This window comes from Gammaproteobacteria bacterium, assembly GCA_019748175.1.
Lineage (GTDB): Bacteria > Pseudomonadota > Gammaproteobacteria > JAIEPX01 > JAIEPX01 > JAIEPX01.
Window position 1 is genome coordinate 285,165 of the sequence record JAIEPX010000008.1, and the last position, 20,448, is coordinate 305,612.

The window sequence follows — 20,448 nt, forward strand, 5'->3', positions numbered from 1 at the left end:
AAGGCACTAAGGCTGGATTCAATCCGATCTTTATGAAACAATAAAACCAGTTTTTTATGTATAGGGAAGAGTGGCGTTCATGATAGATGCAGATGGTTTCAGACTCAATGTTGGTATCGTCGTATCCAATTCCGAAGGTAAGCTGTTATGGGGCAAACGATTCGGTCGGATGGGAGGATGGCAATTTCCGCAAGGCGGAATTAACGAAAACGAAAATGCCGAAGAAGCGATGTTCCGTGAACTATATGAAGAAGTGGGATTAAAACCTACTGATGTCAAAATTGTTGCGGTTAGCAAAGAGTGGTACACGTATTATTTGCCGAAACGTTTTAGGCGCTATCATATGCAGCCGTTGTGTATTGGTCAAAAACAGCGATGGTTTTTACTGCGTTTAATAAGCGATGATTCTGCTATACAATTAGACGCTACTGCAAAACCGGAATTTGTATCGTGGCAGTGGGTTGATTATTGGTATCCTGCAAAACAAATTATTTTATTTAAACGCCAAGTATATCGAGAAATGCTCAAAGAATTTGAGCCTCAATTATTTAAACTGGATATCGCATAAATAATTGTGCTTCGCAGTAGATTATTGATGCAATGTAGGAGTAAACAGTGCGATGCTCAAAGCGTTACGACGCATAGTACAAAAGGTTAATGCCACCAAAGATATTGGTGAAGCCTTAAGTATTGTCGTACGTTTAGTGAAAGAAAATACCTCAGCGGATGCCTGCAGTATTTTTATTGTCGATCCGGAAAGAGGAGACTATGTCTTAGCGGCAACAGAAGGCCTCAACCCCGAGCTGATTTTCAAAACACGAATTAAATATGGTGAAGGATTAGTTGGATTAGTGGGTGAGCGAGGAGAGCCTATCAATTTAGATCGAGCTCCTGAACATCCCAATTTTCATGTCATTCCTGATTCTGGTGAAGAAAAATTCCCCGCATTTCTTGGTGTGCCACTCACTCATAGTCGTGAATTAATGGGAGTTTTAACGGTACAACAAGAAGATCCTACCCAATTTGATGAATCTGAAGAATCTTTTTTAATTACGTTATGTGCTCAATTGTCGGGAATTATTGCTCACGCGCAAGTGATGGGAACGTTGTGGGAAACTGACGTTGCACCTTCGAGTATTTTACGTGAAGCGACATATTCCGGATTACCAAGTGCACCTGGCGTTGGAATTGGAACGGCTGTTGCTGTTTTCCCTCTGACAGATCTCGATGCAGTGCCTGAACGTGTCGCAGAAAATATCGCGGAAGAAGAACAATTGTTAGATCATGCTTTTGCTGAAGCGATCAAAGAAATTTCACGACTACACGAAATGATGGGTAGCAGTTTACCGGATGAAGAACTCGGATTATTTGAAGCTTATTTACACGTCCTCGAAAGCAATTCTTTTATTACAAAAATTAAAAATGTTATTCAATCCGGAGTTTGGGCTCAAGGTGCATTGAAGAATGTCATCACTCAATATGTGAACACATTCGAAGAGATGGATGATTCCTATTTAAGAGAACGTGCAACAGATTTTCGAGATTTAGGTCAACGAATTTTATTTCATCTCCAAGCGCAAGAAAAAAAGACCATTCAATTTCCAGAGCGAACAATATTAATTGGTGAAGAAGTTACGCCATCAGTTTTGGCTGAAGTTCCTGAAGATCGACTCGTAGGTGTGGTCTCTATTAAAGGTTCTAGTAATTCGCATGTGGCTATTTTAGCGCGGGCAATGGGAATTCCTGTTGTAATGGGTGTGACGGGTATGCCCGTTGCAAAATGTGACGAGTGTCAAATTATTATTGATGGCTATTATGGTCAAGTTTATGTAAATCCATCTGCGACAGTTACCGAAGAATTTGAACGTTTATCTCGTGAAGAAAAACAATTAGATTCTGAACTCGAAGAATTAAGAGATTTACCCGCAGAAACACTGGATGGTTATGTCACTTCTTTATACGTAAATACCGGATTAATGTCTGATGTTGGACGTTCGCTGAGTGTTGGTGCTGAAGGTGTGGGATTGCATCGTACCGAAGTTCCTTTTATGGCGCGCGATAGATTTCCAACAGAAGAAGAGCAACGTATTATTTATCGCCAATTATTAAAAGCATTTTCACCACGTGCAGTGATGATGCGCACATTGGATGTCGGTGGTGATAAACCATTGCCGTATTTTCCAATTGAAGAAAAAAATCCATTTTTAGGTTGGCGCGGAATTAGAATTACGTTAGATCATCCGGATATTTTTCTAGTACAAATTCGTGCGATGATGAGAGCGAATCAAGGGTTTGATAATTTGCAAGTGATGTTACCGATGGTGAGTACTATTGCAGAAGTGGAAGAGGCGCGTCGGCTTTTTGTGCAAGCCCATGAAGAGTTATGTGATGAGGGTGAAAATGTCACAATGCCCGCATTTGGCGTGATGATAGAAGTACCGTCCGCAGTTTATTTATCACGTGAAATTGCAAAGCGAGTTGATTTTGTTTCAATTGGTAGTAACGATTTAACACAATATATTTTAGCCGTTGATCGAAGTAATGCGCGAGTTGCGGGTCTTTATGATCCATTACATCCTGCTGTTTTGCACGCGATGATGTATGTTGTGAGTAATGTGCATAAAGAAGGTAAACGAGTAAGTTTGTGTGGAGAATTATCGGGTGATCCGATTGCTGTTCCCATATTAATCGCAATGGGATTTGATGCGTTGAGTTTGAGTGCAGCTCGTTTACCGAGAGTTAAATGGGTTATTCGAACGTTTACGATGAGTAAAGCGCGTAAATTACTGGAAGAAGTTTTGGCGATGGACGATCCTATTGAAATTCGTGGTCACATGGAATTAGCATTAGAAGATGCAGGGCTTGGTGGATTAATACGTGCGGGTAGATGATGGGGTCAGTCATGCATTTTTAGCATCTATGCATCTAACGAGGTTAAATGCATAGATGCATGCCTGACCCTTTTTTTAAGCGATATCCCAGGTTAATGCAAATGAGAATTCACTAATTAAAGTGGACGCGTACGCATCAGACGTAATAACTATGGGCCCTGATGTGAGTTTGCCATTCATATGGCTTCTTGCAACTATTTTCATCGTATAACCCGCATCCCAGTGTAAGCACGGATTAATATAATATTGAGCGCCTAATCCGATAACATAACGGTTGTTATCTGGGATGAGGAAGGGGCGTTTATCATCTGAAGGTATTGGTGTTTCGTCATAGCCAAAACCCGCTTTCAATTTCCACTGTTCAGTGGGTTTGTAAGCAACGCCGACTGCAAAGTTGAAAGAGTCTTTCCAGTCGAGTGGTAAAATGATAGTAGGTACTTCGGTAGCGACATCACCGCTAAATTTAATGACGTTTTTATCCACACTACTCCAATTCGTGTAACGAATATCTGCCAAGAAAGTCCAGCAAGGGGAGAGAGCTTGAGTAACACTGACGTTGAAAAATTCAGGATAAACGAACTTTGTATAAGCTCGACCATCAAATTCGAGTCTAGAGGCTCCGTCGATTGCAGAACTTGTACCGCTTGTTGTGGTGGATACTTTAGAATGGTAACCCACACCAATTTCGGTGCGTGTTGGTGCTCTGTAGAGTAGCCCCGCGTTCCAACCGTAAGACCATTTATCGCCATTTTTGTTGGTAACATAGGTATCGTTAGCGGGTGCGGGAGTAAATTTCGGAATAGCAAGCTTGCTTGAGAAATGAGTGTAAATCGCATCAAGGCCTGCACCAATAGAAAATCCTCTAAACGCTTCAAATGAGATACCTGGATCGATGTCTACAACTTTTAGAGCGCCTTCTTGTGCAAAATAACGTGATTTTGATGAGCGAGGATACTCAAATGATAAACCCCAAGGCGTAGCTACGTTAAGTCCGAGACTAAAATGATATGGTAATGGAAGAGCGGCATGTAGCCCTGCGAGAATATTCCATCCACCAATACTGGCTCTGTCATTACCCACTGTAGGAATAATCCCTCGTCCAATAGCGGAGGCATCGATTTGTGCGTTGAGCATTTTTACGTCAGGATTCACATAAGCAAAAAGCGGTGCTAAACCAATCTGAGGATGACAGAAAGTAGAATATATCGCCGGATTATAATAGCCAGTACTAGCATCATCATGCAATGCAGCACGACCTGCCCAAGCATATCCAGCAGATGAATAGCTGGTATCTAACTGAATACCACTGGCAAATGCATAAGATGATAAGAAAATAGTAGGGAGAGCAGCGAATTTAATCAAGTGCTTATGTTTAGATAGCATAAGTAGTACCTCATCCTTAGGTTTAAGAAGACTCCAAAAGTGCATTGTACCAAGAGAATAATAAAATGGGAATGGCGGCGTCGCGCCTATAGTTTCACAGCAAAATTAATTGATTAAATAAGAAAAAATGCTAGAGATAAAGTCCTGACTCCCCATCTACACAACGCATAGAATGGCTGGTATAGTCGTGTATCAACTTGAATGGATTTTATTATGATACAGTATCCCGACATTAATCCGGTTGCTTTGCAAATTGGGCCCGTCAAAGTTTTTTGGTATGGCATCATGTATTTGATCGGATTTGCAGGTGCTTGGCTTTTAGGACAGTATCGCGCCTACATGAAGGGTGGTTGGACAAGAGAACAAGTCACTGACCTCATGTTCTACATGGTTTTAGGTGTGGTAATTGGGGGGCGATTAGGCTACTTCGTTTTTTATAATCCACTATTTCTGATCACTAAGCCCACAGAAATTTTACAAACATGGCACGGTGGCATGTCATTTCATGGTGGTTTGCTGGGAGTGCTGGTTGGCGTTTTGATTTTTATGTTTAAAACTAAAAAATCATTTGCCGAGATAGCCGATTTTGTAGTTCCGCTGGTTCCGGTGGGTCTAGGAATGGGCCGAATTGGGAATTTTATTAATGGTGAATTGTGGGGACGTGTCACCAATGTTCCTTGGGCGATGGTTTTTCCGCATGCTGATAATTTGCCGCGGCATCCATCACAATTGTATGAATTTCTTTTGGAAGGCGTTGTCTTATTTATTTTGATTTGGACTTTTTCTGCTCGAAAACGTCCACCTTTGGCAGTGACCGGATTATTTTTATTAGCGTATGGTGTCTTTCGTTTTCTCATTGAATTTGTACGGGAACCTGACGTTGAAATTGGAATTTTAGCATTTGGCTGGTTAACGATGGGGCAATTGCTTTGCTTTCCGATGATAGCAGTAGGTGGATTTTTGCTCTGGAATTCTTATCGTGGTAAGAAAAACTCAAGTAAAGCAAGCTAATTAAGGAGTAAGGGGTATGCAACAATATTTGAATTTTTTGCAAGAAATTTTAATGCGCGGAATTAAAAAAGAAGATCGTACAAAAACAGGCACGTTGAGTATTTTTGGTTACGATATGCGTTTTGATCTCTCACAAGGATTTCCTTTGCTCACAACAAAAAAAGTTCATTTGAAAAGCGTCATATACGAGTTGTTGTGGATTCTTCGTGGCGATACCAATATTCAATATCTGAATGAACATGGTGTGACAATTTGGAATGAATGGGCTGATCAATACGGTGAGCTCGGGCCTGTGTATGGAAAACAATGGCGTCATTGGGTATCAAAAGACGGCACAGTAATTGATCAAATGCAACAACTTGTAGACACCATTAAAACCGAACCTGATTCACGTCGATTAATTGTAAGCGCTTGGAATGCGGGTGAGGTAAATAACATGGCTTTACCACCCTGTCATTTATTGTTTCAATTTTATGTTGCTAAAGGTCGTTTGTCATGTAAGTTGACGCAACGCTCAGCAGATGCATTTTTAGGTGTCCCATTTAATATCGCTTCATATTCATTATTGACACATATGATTGCGCAACAATGTAATTTAGAAGTAGGAGAATTTATTTGGAGCGGGGGAGATTGTCATATTTATTCCAATCACATGGATCAAGTGACACAGCAATTATCACGAAAGCCTATGGCACTGCCCAAGTTAAAAATTCTTCGAAAGCCTGATTCATTGTTTGATTATCAATTTGAAGATTTTGAAATTGTAGATTATCGACATCATCCTGCGATTAAAGCGCCTGTTGCAGTGTAAAAAAGGAAAGGGGTCAGATCTAATATCAATACATTTACCTAGCAAATATGTAAAAGCAGTTATATTAGATCTGACCCCTCTCCTAGTCTATTTTTTCTCAGCTAAAGCACTAGGCTTTGGTTTAGAAGCAACTGGTTGAAGATCACCCAGATCTCGTTCAGCATGAACGCCTTTCAACATATTTAAAGCTTCAAAGAGTTGATAATCTTCATAAACAAGGGGATTAACTGGTGCTGCCGACTGTTCGTCTGTTGGTGTAACCATATCTTTATCCTTCGGTGCTTTTTCAGACTCTTTATCTTTGGGGTTACCTAAATGACCTGATAAATCTTTTTCATCAACGTCATCCACTAATTTATCTTCGGTATCCCTATTCACTTTGAGATCATTGACAATAATATCAGGAACAATACCGGTCGCCTGAATAGATCGACCTGCAGGTGTGTAGTAAAGCGCTGTGGTTAATTTAATTCCACTCGTGCGATCGATAGGAATAATTGTTTGAACAGAACCTTTACCAAAACTTCGGGTTCCCATAACAATAGCGCGTTTGTAATCTTGCAGTGCACCAGCAACAATTTCAGAAGCAGATGCAGAACCATTATTAATTAATACAACCATAGGCACACCTTCGATCAAATCTCCGGGTGTTGCTTTTGCGTGTATGTCAGTACCTGGGATACGACCTTTAGTGTAAACAATCAAACCATCTCGTTTTAATCTAGGTGCATCCAAGAATAAATCAGAAATATGTATTGCAGAGTCTAATAATCCACCGGGATTATTGCGTAAATCGAGTACGAGGCCGTTGAGCTTTCCTTTCGCTTCTGTTTGTAATTTGAGAATTGCGTTTTTCAAATCGTCCGCAGCAGGAGCTTGGAAAAATACAATCCGCGCATAACCATATCCTGGTTCCAGCATTTTACTTTTAACAGAAGCCACTTTAACAACATCACGCATCACTTTAAAATGTAATGGTTTCTTTTCATTTTTTCTCAGGATAGTTAAGTCGACGAATGTGCCGCGTTTACCACGAATCATGTTGATTGCATCTCGCACTGTCATTTTACGAATAATTTTATCATTAATTCGAATGATCAAGTCACCTGCTTTAATTCCCGATTTAAATGCGGGGGTATCATCCAAAGGGCTGATCACTTTAATATAACCATTTTCTGGGATGATTTCGATTCCAATGCCGCCAAATTCTCCGGTTGTAACAGTTTGCAAATCTTTAAGATCATCTTCATCAAGAAAAGAAGAATGAGGGTCGAGGCTCAAAAGCATGCCGCGGATTGCATTGTTGAAGAGTACTTTATCGGTGGGGGTTTCTATATAATAGCGTTTAATTTGCGCAATAACGGTTGAGAAGCGTTGAATGTCTTGAACAGGGATTTCTAAGGAAGAGGATCTATTTTGTGCAGTAGCAGTATCAGATGCTAAACTCGCGCTCGTAATGCACAAGCCTGTAATAATTACTAATGACAATAATCCGTAAAAAACACGTTTAATTGAATTCACAGTACACTCCCTGTATCCCTTGTCGCAGTAAACATAGTTCAGAAATCTCAAATTTACCAGTTAAGTCAACCAATCGTGCGGATTGATGGGTTTACCTTGATGTCGTATACCAAAATATAATCCTGGTTCGGGTTGACCGCCGCTATCTCCCACCAAACTAATTTCATCACCCACTTTGACGATATCACCGACAGTCATTAACAGTCGTTGGTTGTGGCCATAAATGCTCATGTAAGATTGGCCGTGATCGATAATAATCATAAATCCAAGACCTGGCATCCAGTCCGCGAACACTACCTTACCGGGAGCAACAGCTTTCACAGTATTACCGTATTTTGCGCCGATTACAATACCATTGGTTCTCAGCTGGCTGCCTTTTATGGGTTGACCAAATTCAGAAATGACTTTGCCTTTGACGGGCCAAGCCAAATGAGCATGATGTTTGCTAACGTCCCCTCCAGAATAACTCGTTTTCTGTTGAAGTTGACTTAGCAATGTATTTAATTGTTTTTTATTTTGTTCCAAATTGCGTAAATTCGTTTCTTGTTTGGAAATACTTTGGCCAATTTGACTCATCAGTTGTTGACGTTGCTGTAACTGATCTTGTAATTTTTTGTGGGCAAAGAATTGCTGCTGTTGTAAATGAGTTAACTCATCTTGTTGTTGCTGTAATGCCGCTTTTTTGAGAGCAAGTAATTGCTGGTTTTTTTCGAGAGATTTCAAAATGGTTACGCGATGTTGTGCAAGTAATTCAGAATATTTATTGTTGCGATCAATATTCGCATGATTTTCATTATTTAACAAAATTTTTAAGGGGTGTTTTTCGCCTACCATATATTGGGCTTTGATTTGGATACCCAGGGCTTGAAACTGTTCTTCACGTTCGTGGTTAAGCTGAGCCAGTTGTGCTTGCAGTTGTTGAATGGTGAGAGTCGATTGCTGAAGGAATTGTTTTGTCTTAGCCAATTTTGTATGCCATTCACTCATCGCCATTTCGGCATGTTTTAATTCATTTTGAATATTTTCCAGTTTGTTTTTTCGCTGAGAAATAAATTGTTTGGTTTGTGTGATGGCTTGGTCGACATTATTGAGTTGAGTTCGAGCCGTAGAGACATTGGCTGTCGCTGAGGTGGACAGTAGTGTCAAGGATAATAACAGTAGACTATAGACTCGATTCATTTTTTCCATCGCATTACTTATCCCAACAATTTAAACAGGGGATGTGCCGTCATTTCCTTTGGCAGTTTCAGGCCTAGTAACATTAACATGGTCGGCCCTATATCAGCAAGGTTACCTTCTGCTGTAGCCACTTCACAGGGGCGGCCAACATAAATGACAGGCACCGGATTTGTTGTGTGTGCGGTGTGTGCTTGTTGAGTGAGTTCGTCGAACATGAATTCTGCATTGCCGTGATCAGAGGTGATGAGGGCTTCGCCGCCTACGGAATGTAATGCATCCACTATTTGAGCAAGACTTTTATCGATGGCCTCAATGGCTTTGATTGTTGCATCTAATTTTCCGCTATGCCCTACCATGTCGGCGTTGGCGAAGTTGCAAATGATGGCCGCGTATTGTTGGCTTTTAATGGCTTCGCATAATTTTTGGGTGAGTTCTGGAGCGCTCATTTCAGGTTGAAGGTCGTATGTTGAAATTCTAGGTGAAGGAACTAATATACGGTCTTCATTATTAAAGGGTTGTTCGCGACCCCCATTAAAAAAGAAAGTGACGTGCGCATATTTTTCTGTTTCTGCAATGCGTAATTGTTTTAATCCCGCATCAGCGACACATTGTCCTACAACATTCGTTAAATTGATGGGAGGAAATGCAATATGAGTTTTTAAATCTTCTGCGTATTGAGTTAACGAAATAAAGTCTGCAATTTTCGGATTTTTTTTGCGAGGAAAAAAATCAAAGTCTTGTTGAATAAAAGCGCGTGTGAGTTGTCGAGTGCGATCTGCGCGGAAATTCATAAAGAATACAATGTCGTTATCTTGAATAATAGGTGCTTGAAATTGAGAATTTGGAGGCGTGTTTGTGTTGTTGTAATCTGGTGAAATTAAAGTGGGTTTTACAAATTCATCACTTTCATCGCGTTCGTATGCCAATTCTAATGCCGTAGCAGGGGAGTTTGCGTAGCAGGCTGCTTCTCCAGAGGTATACATAGCGTAAGCGGTTTGAGTGCGTTCCCATCTTTTGTCGCGATCCATCGCGTAGTAGCGTCCGCAGATTGATGCGATCGGTTGATAGCCTGATTGGTTTAATTGTTTGTCGATGAGCGCGAGTGAAGGTAATGCTGAGCGCGGTGGTGTGTCACGTCCGTCTAAAATTGCATGCATGCAAAGTTTTTTTACGCCTTTTTTTGCAGCAAGTGCGATGAATGCTTGAATGTGTTTTTCATGGCTGTGAACGCCACCCGGCGAAACTAATCCGAGAATGTGTACCGTTTTGTTCGTGGAGTTTGCTTGTTCGAAAGCTTGATTAAATACTGGGTTGTCTTCAAAAGAGCCGTTTTGAATAGATTGGTCAATTCGAACGAGATCTTGAGGAACGGATCTTCCTGCACCCATGTGTAGGTGACCGACTTCGGAGTTTCCCATTTGCCCTTCGGGTAGTCCTACCGCATAACCTGACGCGTTGATGAGCGTATGGGGGTATTCAGCCCAGAGTTTATGCCACGTGGGTGTTTTAGCTTGTTCTATAGCATTGTAGACTGGGTTTTCGCGGTATCCCCAGCCATCGAGAATAATTAGTACTAGTGGTCGATGATTCATAGTTTACCGATTGTGTTGAAATTGCTGCTGAGGTTATGTGCTGGGCTCTTAAAAGTCAATTCGGGGTTGGGGTGCGACTTTAGCCGTCATCTCGCTAATGGATATTCTTCAAGATCTCTGTGGCCGTCCAATTTCATCGTTTACTCTGTTACTCTATATAAATGACCTCCGAAAAGAAAAGCCGGGAGATTTTTACTTCTCCCGGCTTCAAGACATAATCAAGTCAATCTAATTTAAAATTGCCTTAGTCTTCATTACTATCATTATCTTCACGGTCGCCATCGTCATCTGAGCCTTCAGGTGTACCTGGAACTTTGGAAATCATGTAAATTCTACCGGTTCCAGAGACATCATTTGCTGCATTACCAGTACAACCTGAAGTCACCGCGCCTTTGCAAACGAGCCTATTTAACGATAAGACGAACAAGTTGCCATCTGGACCTGTGACGACATCAGTTACTGTACCAAAGTTTAATCCGAAGAGGACTGAGGATTGTTCAGTGACCCAGTCATCTATTCCTCGATTATCGGCAACACCGTCAAAGAGAGCTGGATCAGAATATCCAATTTTACTCCTATGGTGGCTTTTGACATGTAACTTGTACAAATGTCCATAGTTACTTGTTGACAGGCTACCGTCAGGTTTTGGAATTAATGGGGAAGTGAGGAGCCAATTATAGAAATAATCAGTTCCTTCATAACCGTTGGTAGAAGGGGCACCAGTAGGTCTAGTCAGGATGGTATTCGTAACAGTCTCTAACTGTTGCCGAGTTACACCGGACCCAAATACCAGGTCGCCTTTATTTTGCTTTCCAAGAGCTTTGCCATTAATAAAGCCTAATCCACCATTAGCCACCACATGTTTGGTGCTATAGAGAGGATCTCTAAGATGAGCTCCTTCAGGCATATACATTGCATCTAATGCTTCGGCTTTTGATGCTGCTATGACATCGCTATTCGGAAAACCTGGTAATGGCGCAGCTAAGAATCGAGGTTGCTGAACGCCCCTAGGTCCTGTTAATGTGTTTGTCAGAGCTGCACCTGAAAGACCTATCCCACCTGAACGACCAATTCCCCATAATGTTTCAATGGCTTTGAAATCACCCCATGTAGTAGGCATTAAACTTGGCAGTAGGCCAGTAGGCGGAGTTACAGAAGACGGATAGCCCGCGTCTGGCGTTACACTTGGGAAGTCACCTAACTGTGAGAAGAAACTGGATGAATTACCCCCAGGGCCATCCATGCGGTCAATCGGTCCCATCACTTGAATCCAACCACCATTATGCGCTTTTTTGATAAGATTGATTTCTTCGAATGCCTTTCCAGAGTTTTCAGCATCCCAAAGATTTCCACTATAGGGGTCAATCGCAAGACCAAAGCCATTACGTAGGCCATAAGCATAGATTTTTTTGAAGTTATTCAAGACTTCAACTTTTTCGCTGCTAGGATGAATGTTGTCTGAAGCAATATTGAGAGAACGCCCAAGGATGGCTTCAGTTTCAACAACTCGTTTTGATGCCTTCGCGTAGAAGGGGTTATCGCTGGGTGCAGTGCCATTGTCGTTGAGGCGTAAAACAACCCCGGTCATATGGGCATTATCTGGTGCTATGCCACCAAATATGTCATCTTTACCCATGAGTTGACCATCCTTGAGAATACCAAGATTTTTCTTAATATTTTGAGTCATTCCTCTTCGACCAGCATCTCCCAGCATGATGTAAAGTTTCTTGTCATGCCCAAAGACAATTTTTCCGCTGTTGTGGTTACCATTAAAATTACGAGTCCAAAACGCAACTGCAGGTGGGCAAGTGCCATCTGCGGCTCTAGAGACACAATAGTCAACCCCAGCGCTTATCTTAGATGTGTTTCGAGTATTTCGATCATTTTGGAATGATCGCAGACGAATGATATCGCCAGCGTAAGTTAAAGCTCCACCGCTTGTGTTTACTACACCAGATCCTGCTAAGGTAGCGGATGCAGTTGGGTCAAAGTTAAAATATGCTACACGATTGCCCAATAGTGGGGTTTTAGGAGCATCTACTGACGCTGGGATAGTGTCAGCGCCAAAAGCTGGCGGACCAGCAGGAGATGTCACAACGGTTGCGCTAGTATCATCATTGTCATCAGCAGTGATGATGTTTGCGGGTAAAATTACTTGGTTACTACTTGATGCAGGGACAGTAACATTTGAAATACCGTTGAAAACAGATGTAGGGACGGTAATTCTTGTTCCTGTAAACAACTGATCGTTAGCTAGTGGGGCTATATCTCCCGCATTAGGTCCAATCCACCGACTAACGCTAGCCGGATAAGTTGGTCCAGCCGGGCATCCAGCAGTCACAGGGCCTGCAGAAAGGCATACTCTAGTAGATGCACCTGCCAATGTGCTGAATCCGCTAGGAGTGTTATTTACTGCTAATCTTTCTGTAAAAAACAGATAGACTTTTCCACCTTTGTTAGTGAAGTCGGGATGTAGTGCAATGGATAACAGTCCCCTTTCACTAAAGTTATTAACAGCTAAATCGAGCACGGTCACAGGGTCTCCCATAGGTGTGCCATTTAAGTCAAATTTGATTCTTTTGACCTTACCAGTATTTTTTTCGAGTACTAGCATGTCGTATTTAACAGTGGGATTTTTGTTAGGAAGAAATACCATTCCAATTGGGTTTCGGAGGCTTTTGGTATCGACTATCGTATCCGCAGCTGATGTTGGGTGATCAAATCCATCTAGATCGCTATAGAGAGTGCTAACTGTTAAATTAGGGTCGACCATCGTTGGGTCAGGCATTGGGCCCGCATCTGCGAAAACATTCAAAGAATATCCGATCAAGAAAGTTCCAAGACAAAATGATCCTAGCATTTTAGCCTGAAAATGTGTTCGAGGCTTTGAACTAAGCTTACCCATGCCTGCTTCGGGCGGTGAGCATAGCCTATTACTTTTGATCAAATGAGACTTGGAGGGTTTAGAGCTACTCATATTTCACCTCAAGTGTTGAGTTTCGTGTGGGGAGGATTCCTCCGTCACACAAAAACTACTGTATTGATATTAAAATACCTTTTTATAGCAAAAATACGCTAAATGATAATCACAATTTAAATATAGTACAAAATTAAGATAAGTCAAATATTGAAAATATCATGAAACGTATATTTTTGGGATTTCAGTGTTGCATCAATAATAGGTCTGGCTTATAGGATAAAATTGATTCTGCGCTGTGATATTGGTAGGGTCGATGACTTGTAGATAGAGGGGAAACCATGGAAAGATCTGTAGTCAAAATATTTTCCAGTATTTTACCCGGCGGGCCATGAAAAAAAATGCCTGAGAAAATTACATTTGTATCAACAACAATTTGCATAATGGTGAGCACCTAAGTAAAGATAAAGATTATTGTTATTTAGATTTCTTTTTTTTAGGCTTTCTTCCCACTGATACGATATCAGCAACATCTTTCAAAAACATAAGCAATATTTTCATATGGTTTAAACTAGAATTATGGCCTGAATCTAAGATGTTTTCAGGTGGGTTCTAAGATTTGACTTTATTGCTGGCCATCGATATTCTGCATTTTTTCAATTTAGATAGAGTTGATTATTATGCGGCAAAATAAAGATCAGCAAAATGCAAGGTTTTATTCTTCAAAATTGTTCACACAACTTCAAAATAGAATGCTTGAATTAATTGGTCAAGATAACAATGATATATTTCGTGATTATCAACGTCATCTTGAATTGCTAGGAATTAATTTACACCGTTATTTAATCCCGGGTGTAGAAGATGCGTTTGGATTGGCTATTAAAGGAGAAAATCTCTCGATTAAAAGAACGACTATTCAGTTGGATGAAATTATATTACGTCTGATAAATGCTCAAGAGGAAGCTTGGGCCCAAGCAAAGGAAGTATGGAGCATAAGATCCTAAGTAAGAACACTTATTCCAACATATAAACGAAACTTCTCACAACTCAAAACGCGACGCTTCAACACGTAAATGCTATAATTTCAATATGGGCACAACACTACGATATAAAGGTGAAATATGAGTTGGTCAAAAGCAGAAATAACATCATTACTTGCAGTGGGAAAAATTCCGGGTATTTCTTTTTGTCAGGTGATCAATGGCAAGCCGCAAGAGTCTATCGCTTTGGGTGTTGCAGATCGGAGTTTGAACACTCCAGTCACGGAAAAAACCGTGTTTGAAGCTGCTTCATTAACTAAACCTCTGTTTGCCATGTTAGTGTTGAAATTAGCTAAACTAGGCGTAATTGATTTGGATCAGCCGTTTGGAAAAATGCAAGACATACAAGATATTCCCGAATATCATGCGTTGAATCAGTATAATGAACGTGAACAACTTACTGCCCGAATAATCTTTACACACCATTCTGGATTGCCAAATGCTGGCGATGCGGCTGATATGAAATTTTATGCAAACCCTGGGGAAAAATTTGGCTATTCAGGTTATGGTTATTTTTTGTTGCAAAAAATTATCGAAAAGCGCACGGGAAAAACATACGCAGAACTGACACAAGAATTTATTTTCGATCAAGTTCCTATGCGTCATTCGTACATGACTCGCCCAACAGATCAACCCGTCGCTGTGCATCATAACGCTGATATGAAAAAATCATTACCTGTTGCGCCTGCGACAACTGCAACAGCCGCTTCAGGCCTTTATACCACGGCAGACGATTATGCGCGCTTTGTTGTTGCTTGGGTGCAAGCACGCGATGAATTATTGCAATCCGCTTTTGAATTTTCCAAAGAAAAGACACTCAGCACAGATCGTTGGGCAATTGAAAAAGGTGTATCTCCGACGGATTTAGAACAATTATCATGGGGACTCGGTTGGGGATTACTCAAAACGGAAGAAGGCATTATTGCATTTCACTGGGGAGATAACGGAGATAGCAAAGCGTTTGTCGCGATCAATATCGAATCGCAAACAGGCTTCGTTTATTTTGCCAATTCGTGGAACGGTTTATCCATCACTAATCAACTCATATCCAAAGGCCTAAAAGAACTCACGCCAGCATTGCAATATCTCAACAAAAAATATGATTTTGAAACGTCTGAACAACTCAGAGAAAAACGCCAAATAAGTTTAGAGACTTTCGGAAAATATGAACTGCGGAATCAAGCAGGTTGGCAAGAAAAATTAAAAAAAAATGTAATTTCCATACTCACAAAGCATCCCGAAAATTTTGGTGAAATTCATCGTGATAATACTCCGGACTTGGAAGAGCATTTAAAATCGCAGCTAGCGAAGGAGCTTAGTCGCCAACCTAATTCGGGCCTAGAAACTTTCCTTCAACGAGTTCTTGATTTGCCGAAACAGGTAGTTGAACATCAAGAGGCCTTGTTTCCTTATAGAAAGTAAAGAAAAATGTTGGTAGGATCGAGGGCTTATAGATAGAGGAGAAACCATTGAACGATCTTTTGCCATTTTTATTAGCCCACTGGCCTTTAACGTTGGCTTTTGTCATTACGCTAGGAACACTGCTGTTTTTCGAACTGAAAGATCGTCAAGGCGGCGCACAACGTATAGATTGTACCGAGATGACCCGACTCATCAATCACGAAAAAGCCCTAGTCATTGATGTTCGAAAAAAAGAAGAATATCAACAAGGCCATATCATCAGTGCGCTCAACATTACCCCTGAAAACTTCAAGGACCAACAAGCGCAACTGCAAAAAGCCAAAAATCGACCCATCATACTGATTGATAGCAATGGTAGTGGCATTAATCCTATGCTTAAGTTACTGCAACAAGAAGGTCTTTCAGCGTGCTATTTGGGTGGTGGATTATCTGCGTGGCGGCAAGAAGGATTGCCTGTAACAACCGTTATTGAATAGGAGGCTCGCCATGTCAAACGTTGTCGTCTATAGTTCTGCAAACTGCCCTTACTGCGTCCGCGCCAAAGAGCTTCTAGCCAAAAAAGGAATTGAATTCCAAGAGATTCGAGTCGATCTCGATCCCAAGGAAAGAGAGATCATGATGGAGCGTAGTGGCCGCCGAACCGTGCCGCAAATCTTCATTGATGATCAACATATAGGCGGTTGTGATGATCTTTATGCTCTAGACAAATCGGGAGAACTAACAAAACTCTTAAGTGGAAGTCGCACAGACTCCCAATCTTCGCTATAATATCATCAACCCAATCGGTTAATAGGTCGAGAGAATGGGGAAGTCTCTCAGTAGGTTAAATTGAAATTTTTTAAAGAGGAAAGATTATGAATGCATCAGAAAATGTCGGAGCAACTGAAAACGGAGAGCATGGTCCAGAATTTGCGATTCAACGAATTTACGTTAAGGATTCTTCTTTTGAATCACCAGAATCACCAAACATTTTCCGCGAACCTTGGGAACCTAAAGTAAATATTGATTTGCAAACAACCAGCAGTGTCCTTGAAGGAAATGTGTACGAAGTTATCTTGGGTGTCACAGTCACAGTGAAAATCAAAGAAAAAACAGCTTTTCTCGCAGAAACAAAACAAGCGGGCATTTTCAGCATTGGTAATTTTAATGAAGAACAGCGCAGCCAACTTTTAGGCAGTTTCTGTCCAAACATTTTATTTCCCTATGCGCGCGAAACGATCACAAGTTTAGTCACTCGTGGTGGATTTCCACAATTGTATTTGGCACCTATCAACTTTGATGCTGTCTATCAGCAACAATTGAAACAAGGTGAAGAAGGCGTTACAACGAATTAATTTGAAAAAGATTTTCGCAGATTAGGAAGTGGAGTCAGCTCCAGCAATTCCCGCCTAACGGAAATCATTTGCACTCAAGGTGTAGAAGATTTTCCTCTCGTGATGAGGGGTTTAGGGGAGAGAATAGTGATTCTCTCCCCTGAATATATGAAAGGAAGCATCCCTCGACCTGACCTCACTTTTCTGAGATAAATTTTTCAAATAGGAAATTCGAAAATATGCTATCTGATCAAAATACATTTTCTCCCATGGCTGTTTTAGGATCAGGCTCGTGGGGAACAGCACTAGCCATATTACTTTCTCAACGTGGCCAAACTATCCGATTATGGGGCAGAAATCCCGAGCGAATAGCTGAAATGTCACGACAGCGAGTTAATGCAGTTTACTTGCCGCAATGTCCTTTTCCTGAGTCGCTTTCAGTGACTGCTGATTTACAAGAAGCAGTGCATGGCGTCAGTGATATTTTAATTGTCGTACCCAGTCACGCATTTCGCGAACTCATCACAGAATTATTACCGTTGCTCAATACAAATTCTCGATTAGCATGGGCAACAAAAGGTCTTGATCCTTCTACAGGTAAATTATTGCACGAAGTGGTGCAAGATTTGGTTTCATGGTCAATTCCTACGGCAGTTCTTGCTGGCCCGAGTTTTGCTGCAGAAGTAGCGCAAAATTTACCGACTGCTATTACTGTTGCGAGTCATGACTCAACATTTTCCAACGAGCTGGTTGAACGATTTCATACTCGCACATTTAGACCCTATATCAACACCGATATTATTGGTGTACAAATCAGTGGCGCAGTCAAAAATCCCCTCGCGATCGCTGCCGGAATTTCTGATGGATTAGGTTATGGTGCCAACGCCCGTTGTGCGCTCATCACACGAGCGCTTGCTGAAATGAGTCGGTTAGGAATTGCGCTAGGCGGCAAAATGGAAACTTTTATGGGGCTTGCAGGATTAGGTGATTTAGTTCTCACCTGTACCGGTAGTCAATCACGCAACTGGCGATTTGGTTTTGCGTTGGGGCAAGGACACCCTCTTGATCAAGCAGAAAAAGAAGTGGGACAAGTGGTAGAGGGAAGACAAAATGCCATTATCGTTGCTAAACGCGCTCAGTCTCTTGGCATTGAAATGCCCATTCTTGAACAAGTTAGCAGAGTTGTACAAGGTCAAATTACTGCGGCGGAAGCAGTTCAAGCTTTATTAATGCGAAGCTTAAAATCAGAATAATCCTAGATTCTAAATGTAGAATCTAGGATAAAACATTTCGTATTATCGATTGGTTGATAATTTCTTTTTAAAAAGCGGTCTATTTTCTGCGTTACGTGGTCTATCTTCAGCATTGCGTGGTCTACTTTCAGCATTACGTGGTCTATTCTCTGCGTTACGTGGTCTACTTTCAGCATTACGTGGTCTATTCTCTGCATTACGCGGTCTATCTTCAGCATTGCGTGGTCTACTTTCAGCATTACGCGGTCTACTTTCAGCATTGCGTGGTTTATTTTCTGCGTTACCACGTTTCTTATTCGCATCTCTGTCATTGCCTTCACCGAAACGTCTTTTTTTATCAGGACGTTTATCATTGAAGCTACGTTTAAAATTGCTGGGGCGACCATTATTTCGATCTCTAGGTTGATCAGATTTTTCAACGAAAGTTTCTTGTGATTTTGCAGACGCTGGATTCGCTTTGCCACTCAGTGAAGCAAATGCCGCAGCAATATCAGTTTCAGAACATTCATGATCATGCGCTAATCTCTTAACTAATTCTCGATAATAATCTAAAGAGGTATTAGCCAGAATTTTCCCAATTTCAAGGCTAAGAACATCTGCTCTTTTTTTGTTAATTTGACTTGTAGTGGGTGGTTGCAATTCTTTTAAGGGTGATGCGCTGGAATTTTCAATAGCACGCAGCATTCGTGTTTCGCGTGGAGAAACAAACAGCATTGCTTTGCCTGTTCTACCTGCACGACCTGTGCGTCCAATTCGATGCGTATAGGATTCAATGTCTTGTGGAATATCATAATTAATTACATGATTAATTCGCTCGACATCAAGTCCTCTTGCGGCAACTTCTGTCGCGACAATAATATCCAAAGAACCATTTTTAATTTTGCGGATAACATTTTCACGAGCGGATTGTGGCATATCGCCGTTTAATGCAGAGACAGCATAACCGCGCGCTTCAAGTTTATTGGCAACTTCTTCGGATCCAATTTTTGTACGAGTAAAAATTAATACACCTTCAATATCTTCAACTTCTAAGTAGCGTGTGAGCGCTTCCAATTTATGTTGATGACTGACGACCATATAGCCTTGATCAATATTCACCTTTGAAGCGGAGCTTTGTTTGACATGTATTTTAGCTGGATCTTTTAAATGTTCGTTCACTATACTGCGTAAACTAGCGGGCATAGTTGCTGAAAATAAAGCGACTTGATGAGGAATTGTAATTTTTGAAAGGATAGTTTTAACATCTTCTAAAAATCCCATATTTAACATTTCGTCTGCTTCATCCAGTACCACAGTTTTGAGTTGTGATAAAACTAAAGTGCCTCGATTTAAATGATCAAGAATTCGTCCGGGTGTTCCGACGACGACATGAACGCCGCGTTTGAGTGCTTGTAATTGACCGCGATAATCGGTGCCGCCATAAACAGGCAGAACATGAAAATCTTTGATGGCATTTTTAGCATAGGTTTGGAAAGCCTCTGAAACTTGAAGCGCTAATTCGCGGGTCGGAGTTAAAATTAGGGCTTGGGGTGGTATTTGATTCTCGTCTAAATTGGATAAAATTGGTAATGCAAAAGCAGCCGTTTTACCAGTGCCTGTTGAGGCTTGTCCGAGTAAGTCTCTGCCCGATAGCATAATGGGTATGCATTCAGCTTGAATATGCGTAGGCAATTCGTAGCCTTGATTGGCCAAAGAGGGTAGAAGTTTAGGGTTAAGCCCTAACTTATCGAATGTAATAATAGGTGTTGATGTGGTCATAGAGTCCTCAGTATCGCTTGCTAGTTTGTTTATGCCCTGTATTCACTGTTATTGGGTGGGACAGGTACCGTACAGTGTAATTACCTTGACCTATCCGCAACCGCGCTGAGCCCATAGCAACCACTTGAAAACGACTATTATACACTGAAAAATTTTAAAAGTCACGAGTAGTTCACGCTAAAGCAGGAAACTCCTTCCTGATACTCTTACAAGGGTCTGGCGCCTCTATGTTCAACAATTGATCTCTGGTATAGTTAAGACCTGGATATTGCATAAGCAATCTACTGCGAAGCACAATAACGCTGAATCTACAGAAGATTTCAGCACTCTTGTGCTTGTCGCTACGATTAGTTATGC

Annotated in this window: 16 protein-coding genes; 10 read left to right on the top strand and 6 right to left on the bottom strand. The window is 41.2% G+C overall.

Annotation, left to right across the window (positions count from 1 at the left end; translation table 11 throughout):
- The first annotated feature begins 79 nt into the window (after window positions 1–79).
- Window positions 80–568: an RNA pyrophosphohydrolase gene (gene rppH, locus K2X50_04300; protein ID MBX9586461.1), complete on the top strand. Its 489-nt coding sequence runs from the start codon at window positions 80–82 to the stop codon at window positions 566–568.
- Between the two features lie 52 nt (window positions 569–620).
- The gene (gene ptsP / locus K2X50_04305; GenBank protein ID MBX9586462.1) at window positions 621–2,891 is read left to right on the top strand and encodes a phosphoenolpyruvate--protein phosphotransferase; all 2,271 of its coding nucleotides are present in this window, start codon (window positions 621–623) and stop codon (window positions 2,889–2,891) included.
- A gap of 75 nt (window positions 2,892–2,966) precedes the next feature.
- Here ptsP and K2X50_04310 read toward each other — a convergent pair whose 3' ends face one another.
- Window positions 2,967–4,274 carry an outer membrane protein transport protein gene (locus tag K2X50_04310; protein MBX9586463.1) on the bottom strand — a complete coding sequence of 436 codons (1,308 nt, stop codon included), beginning with the start codon at window positions 4,272–4,274 and terminating at the stop codon, window positions 2,967–2,969.
- A gap of 213 nt (window positions 4,275–4,487) precedes the next feature.
- On the opposite strand from K2X50_04310, the gene lgt reads away from it, so the two are divergent.
- Both lgt and K2X50_04320 read left to right on the top strand, forming a co-directional pair.
- The gene (lgt, locus tag K2X50_04315) at window positions 4,488–5,285 is read left to right on the top strand and encodes a prolipoprotein diacylglyceryl transferase (GenBank protein MBX9586464.1); all 798 of its coding nucleotides are present in this window, start codon (window positions 4,488–4,490) and stop codon (window positions 5,283–5,285) included.
- 16 nt (window positions 5,286–5,301) lie between these two features.
- Window positions 5,302–6,096: a thymidylate synthase gene (locus K2X50_04320; protein ID MBX9586465.1), complete on the top strand. Its 795-nt coding sequence runs from the start codon at window positions 5,302–5,304 to the stop codon at window positions 6,094–6,096.
- Between the two features lie 87 nt (window positions 6,097–6,183).
- On the opposite strand, the gene K2X50_04325 is transcribed toward K2X50_04320, so the two are convergent.
- From K2X50_04325 to K2X50_04340, 4 genes are all read right to left on the bottom strand, one after another.
- Complete coding sequence (locus tag K2X50_04325) at window positions 6,184–7,617, bottom strand: S41 family peptidase (GenBank protein ID MBX9586466.1); 1,434 nt, start codon at window positions 7,615–7,617, stop codon at window positions 6,184–6,186.
- 60 nt (window positions 7,618–7,677) lie between these two features.
- Entirely contained in the window at window positions 7,678–8,805 is a 1,128-nt protein-coding gene (locus tag K2X50_04330) for a peptidoglycan DD-metalloendopeptidase family protein (GenBank protein MBX9586467.1), read from the bottom strand.
- Window positions 8,806–8,813: 8 nt separating this feature from the next.
- Window positions 8,814–10,388, bottom strand: coding sequence for a 2,3-bisphosphoglycerate-independent phosphoglycerate mutase (gene gpmI, locus K2X50_04335; protein ID MBX9586468.1), 1,575 nt, complete (start codon window positions 10,386–10,388; stop codon window positions 8,814–8,816).
- A gap of 244 nt (window positions 10,389–10,632) precedes the next feature.
- Complete coding sequence (locus K2X50_04340) at window positions 10,633–13,365, bottom strand: PQQ-dependent sugar dehydrogenase (protein ID MBX9586469.1); 2,733 nt, start codon at window positions 13,363–13,365, stop codon at window positions 10,633–10,635.
- A gap of 620 nt (window positions 13,366–13,985) precedes the next feature.
- On the opposite strand from K2X50_04340, the gene K2X50_04345 reads away from it, so the two are divergent.
- From K2X50_04345 to K2X50_04370, 6 genes are all read left to right on the top strand, one after another.
- Window positions 13,986–14,309, top strand: a complete 324-nt coding sequence (locus K2X50_04345; protein ID MBX9586470.1) for a hypothetical protein — start codon at window positions 13,986–13,988, stop codon at window positions 14,307–14,309.
- 117 nt (window positions 14,310–14,426) lie between these two features.
- Window positions 14,427–15,767, top strand: a complete 1,341-nt coding sequence (locus K2X50_04350; GenBank protein MBX9586471.1) for a beta-lactamase family protein — start codon at window positions 14,427–14,429, stop codon at window positions 15,765–15,767.
- A gap of 47 nt (window positions 15,768–15,814) precedes the next feature.
- Window positions 15,815–16,243, top strand: a complete 429-nt coding sequence (locus K2X50_04355; GenBank protein ID MBX9586472.1) for a rhodanese-like domain-containing protein — start codon at window positions 15,815–15,817, stop codon at window positions 16,241–16,243.
- Window positions 16,244–16,253: 10 nt separating this feature from the next.
- A complete protein-coding gene (grxC, locus tag K2X50_04360; protein MBX9586473.1) occupies window positions 16,254–16,535 on the top strand; it encodes a glutaredoxin 3 in 282 nt (93 codons plus the stop codon).
- A gap of 86 nt (window positions 16,536–16,621) precedes the next feature.
- A complete protein-coding gene (gene secB, locus K2X50_04365; protein MBX9586474.1) occupies window positions 16,622–17,101 on the top strand; it encodes a protein-export chaperone SecB in 480 nt (159 codons plus the stop codon).
- 218 nt (window positions 17,102–17,319) lie between these two features.
- Entirely contained in the window at window positions 17,320–18,333 is a 1,014-nt protein-coding gene (locus K2X50_04370) for an NAD(P)-dependent glycerol-3-phosphate dehydrogenase (GenBank protein ID MBX9586475.1), read from the top strand.
- 42 nt (window positions 18,334–18,375) lie between these two features.
- On the opposite strand, the gene K2X50_04375 is transcribed toward K2X50_04370, so the two are convergent.
- The gene (locus K2X50_04375; protein MBX9586476.1) at window positions 18,376–20,091 is read right to left on the bottom strand and encodes a DEAD/DEAH box helicase; all 1,716 of its coding nucleotides are present in this window, start codon (window positions 20,089–20,091) and stop codon (window positions 18,376–18,378) included.
- Window positions 20,092–20,448 lie beyond the last annotated feature (357 nt).

Excerpts from the sequence above, each read along its gene's own strand:
- rppH (MBX9586461.1), top strand. The coding sequence starts at position 80 with ATGATAGATGCAGATGGTTTCAGACTCAATGTTGGTATCGTCGTATCC.
- ptsP (MBX9586462.1), top strand. The coding sequence starts at position 621 with ATGCTCAAAGCGTTACGACGCATAGTACAAAAGGTTAATGCCACCAAA.
- K2X50_04310 (MBX9586463.1), bottom strand. The coding sequence starts at position 4,274 with ATGCTATCTAAACATAAGCACTTGATTAAATTCGCTGCTCTCCCTACT.
- lgt (MBX9586464.1), top strand. The coding sequence starts at position 4,488 with ATGATACAGTATCCCGACATTAATCCGGTTGCTTTGCAAATTGGGCCC.
- K2X50_04320 (MBX9586465.1), top strand. The coding sequence starts at position 5,302 with ATGCAACAATATTTGAATTTTTTGCAAGAAATTTTAATGCGCGGAATT.
- K2X50_04330 (MBX9586467.1), bottom strand. The coding sequence starts at position 8,805 with ATGGAAAAAATGAATCGAGTCTATAGTCTACTGTTATTATCCTTGACA.
- gpmI (MBX9586468.1), bottom strand. The coding sequence starts at position 10,388 with ATGAATCATCGACCACTAGTACTAATTATTCTCGATGGCTGGGGATAC.
- K2X50_04340 (MBX9586469.1), bottom strand. The coding sequence starts at position 13,365 with ATGAGTAGCTCTAAACCCTCCAAGTCTCATTTGATCAAAAGTAATAGG.
- K2X50_04345 (MBX9586470.1), top strand. The coding sequence starts at position 13,986 with ATGCGGCAAAATAAAGATCAGCAAAATGCAAGGTTTTATTCTTCAAAA.
- K2X50_04350 (MBX9586471.1), top strand. The coding sequence starts at position 14,427 with ATGAGTTGGTCAAAAGCAGAAATAACATCATTACTTGCAGTGGGAAAA.
- grxC (MBX9586473.1), top strand. The coding sequence starts at position 16,254 with ATGTCAAACGTTGTCGTCTATAGTTCTGCAAACTGCCCTTACTGCGTC.
- secB (MBX9586474.1), top strand. The coding sequence starts at position 16,622 with ATGAATGCATCAGAAAATGTCGGAGCAACTGAAAACGGAGAGCATGGT.
- K2X50_04370 (MBX9586475.1), top strand. The coding sequence starts at position 17,320 with ATGCTATCTGATCAAAATACATTTTCTCCCATGGCTGTTTTAGGATCA.
- K2X50_04375 (MBX9586476.1), bottom strand. The coding sequence starts at position 20,091 with ATGACCACATCAACACCTATTATTACATTCGATAAGTTAGGGCTTAAC.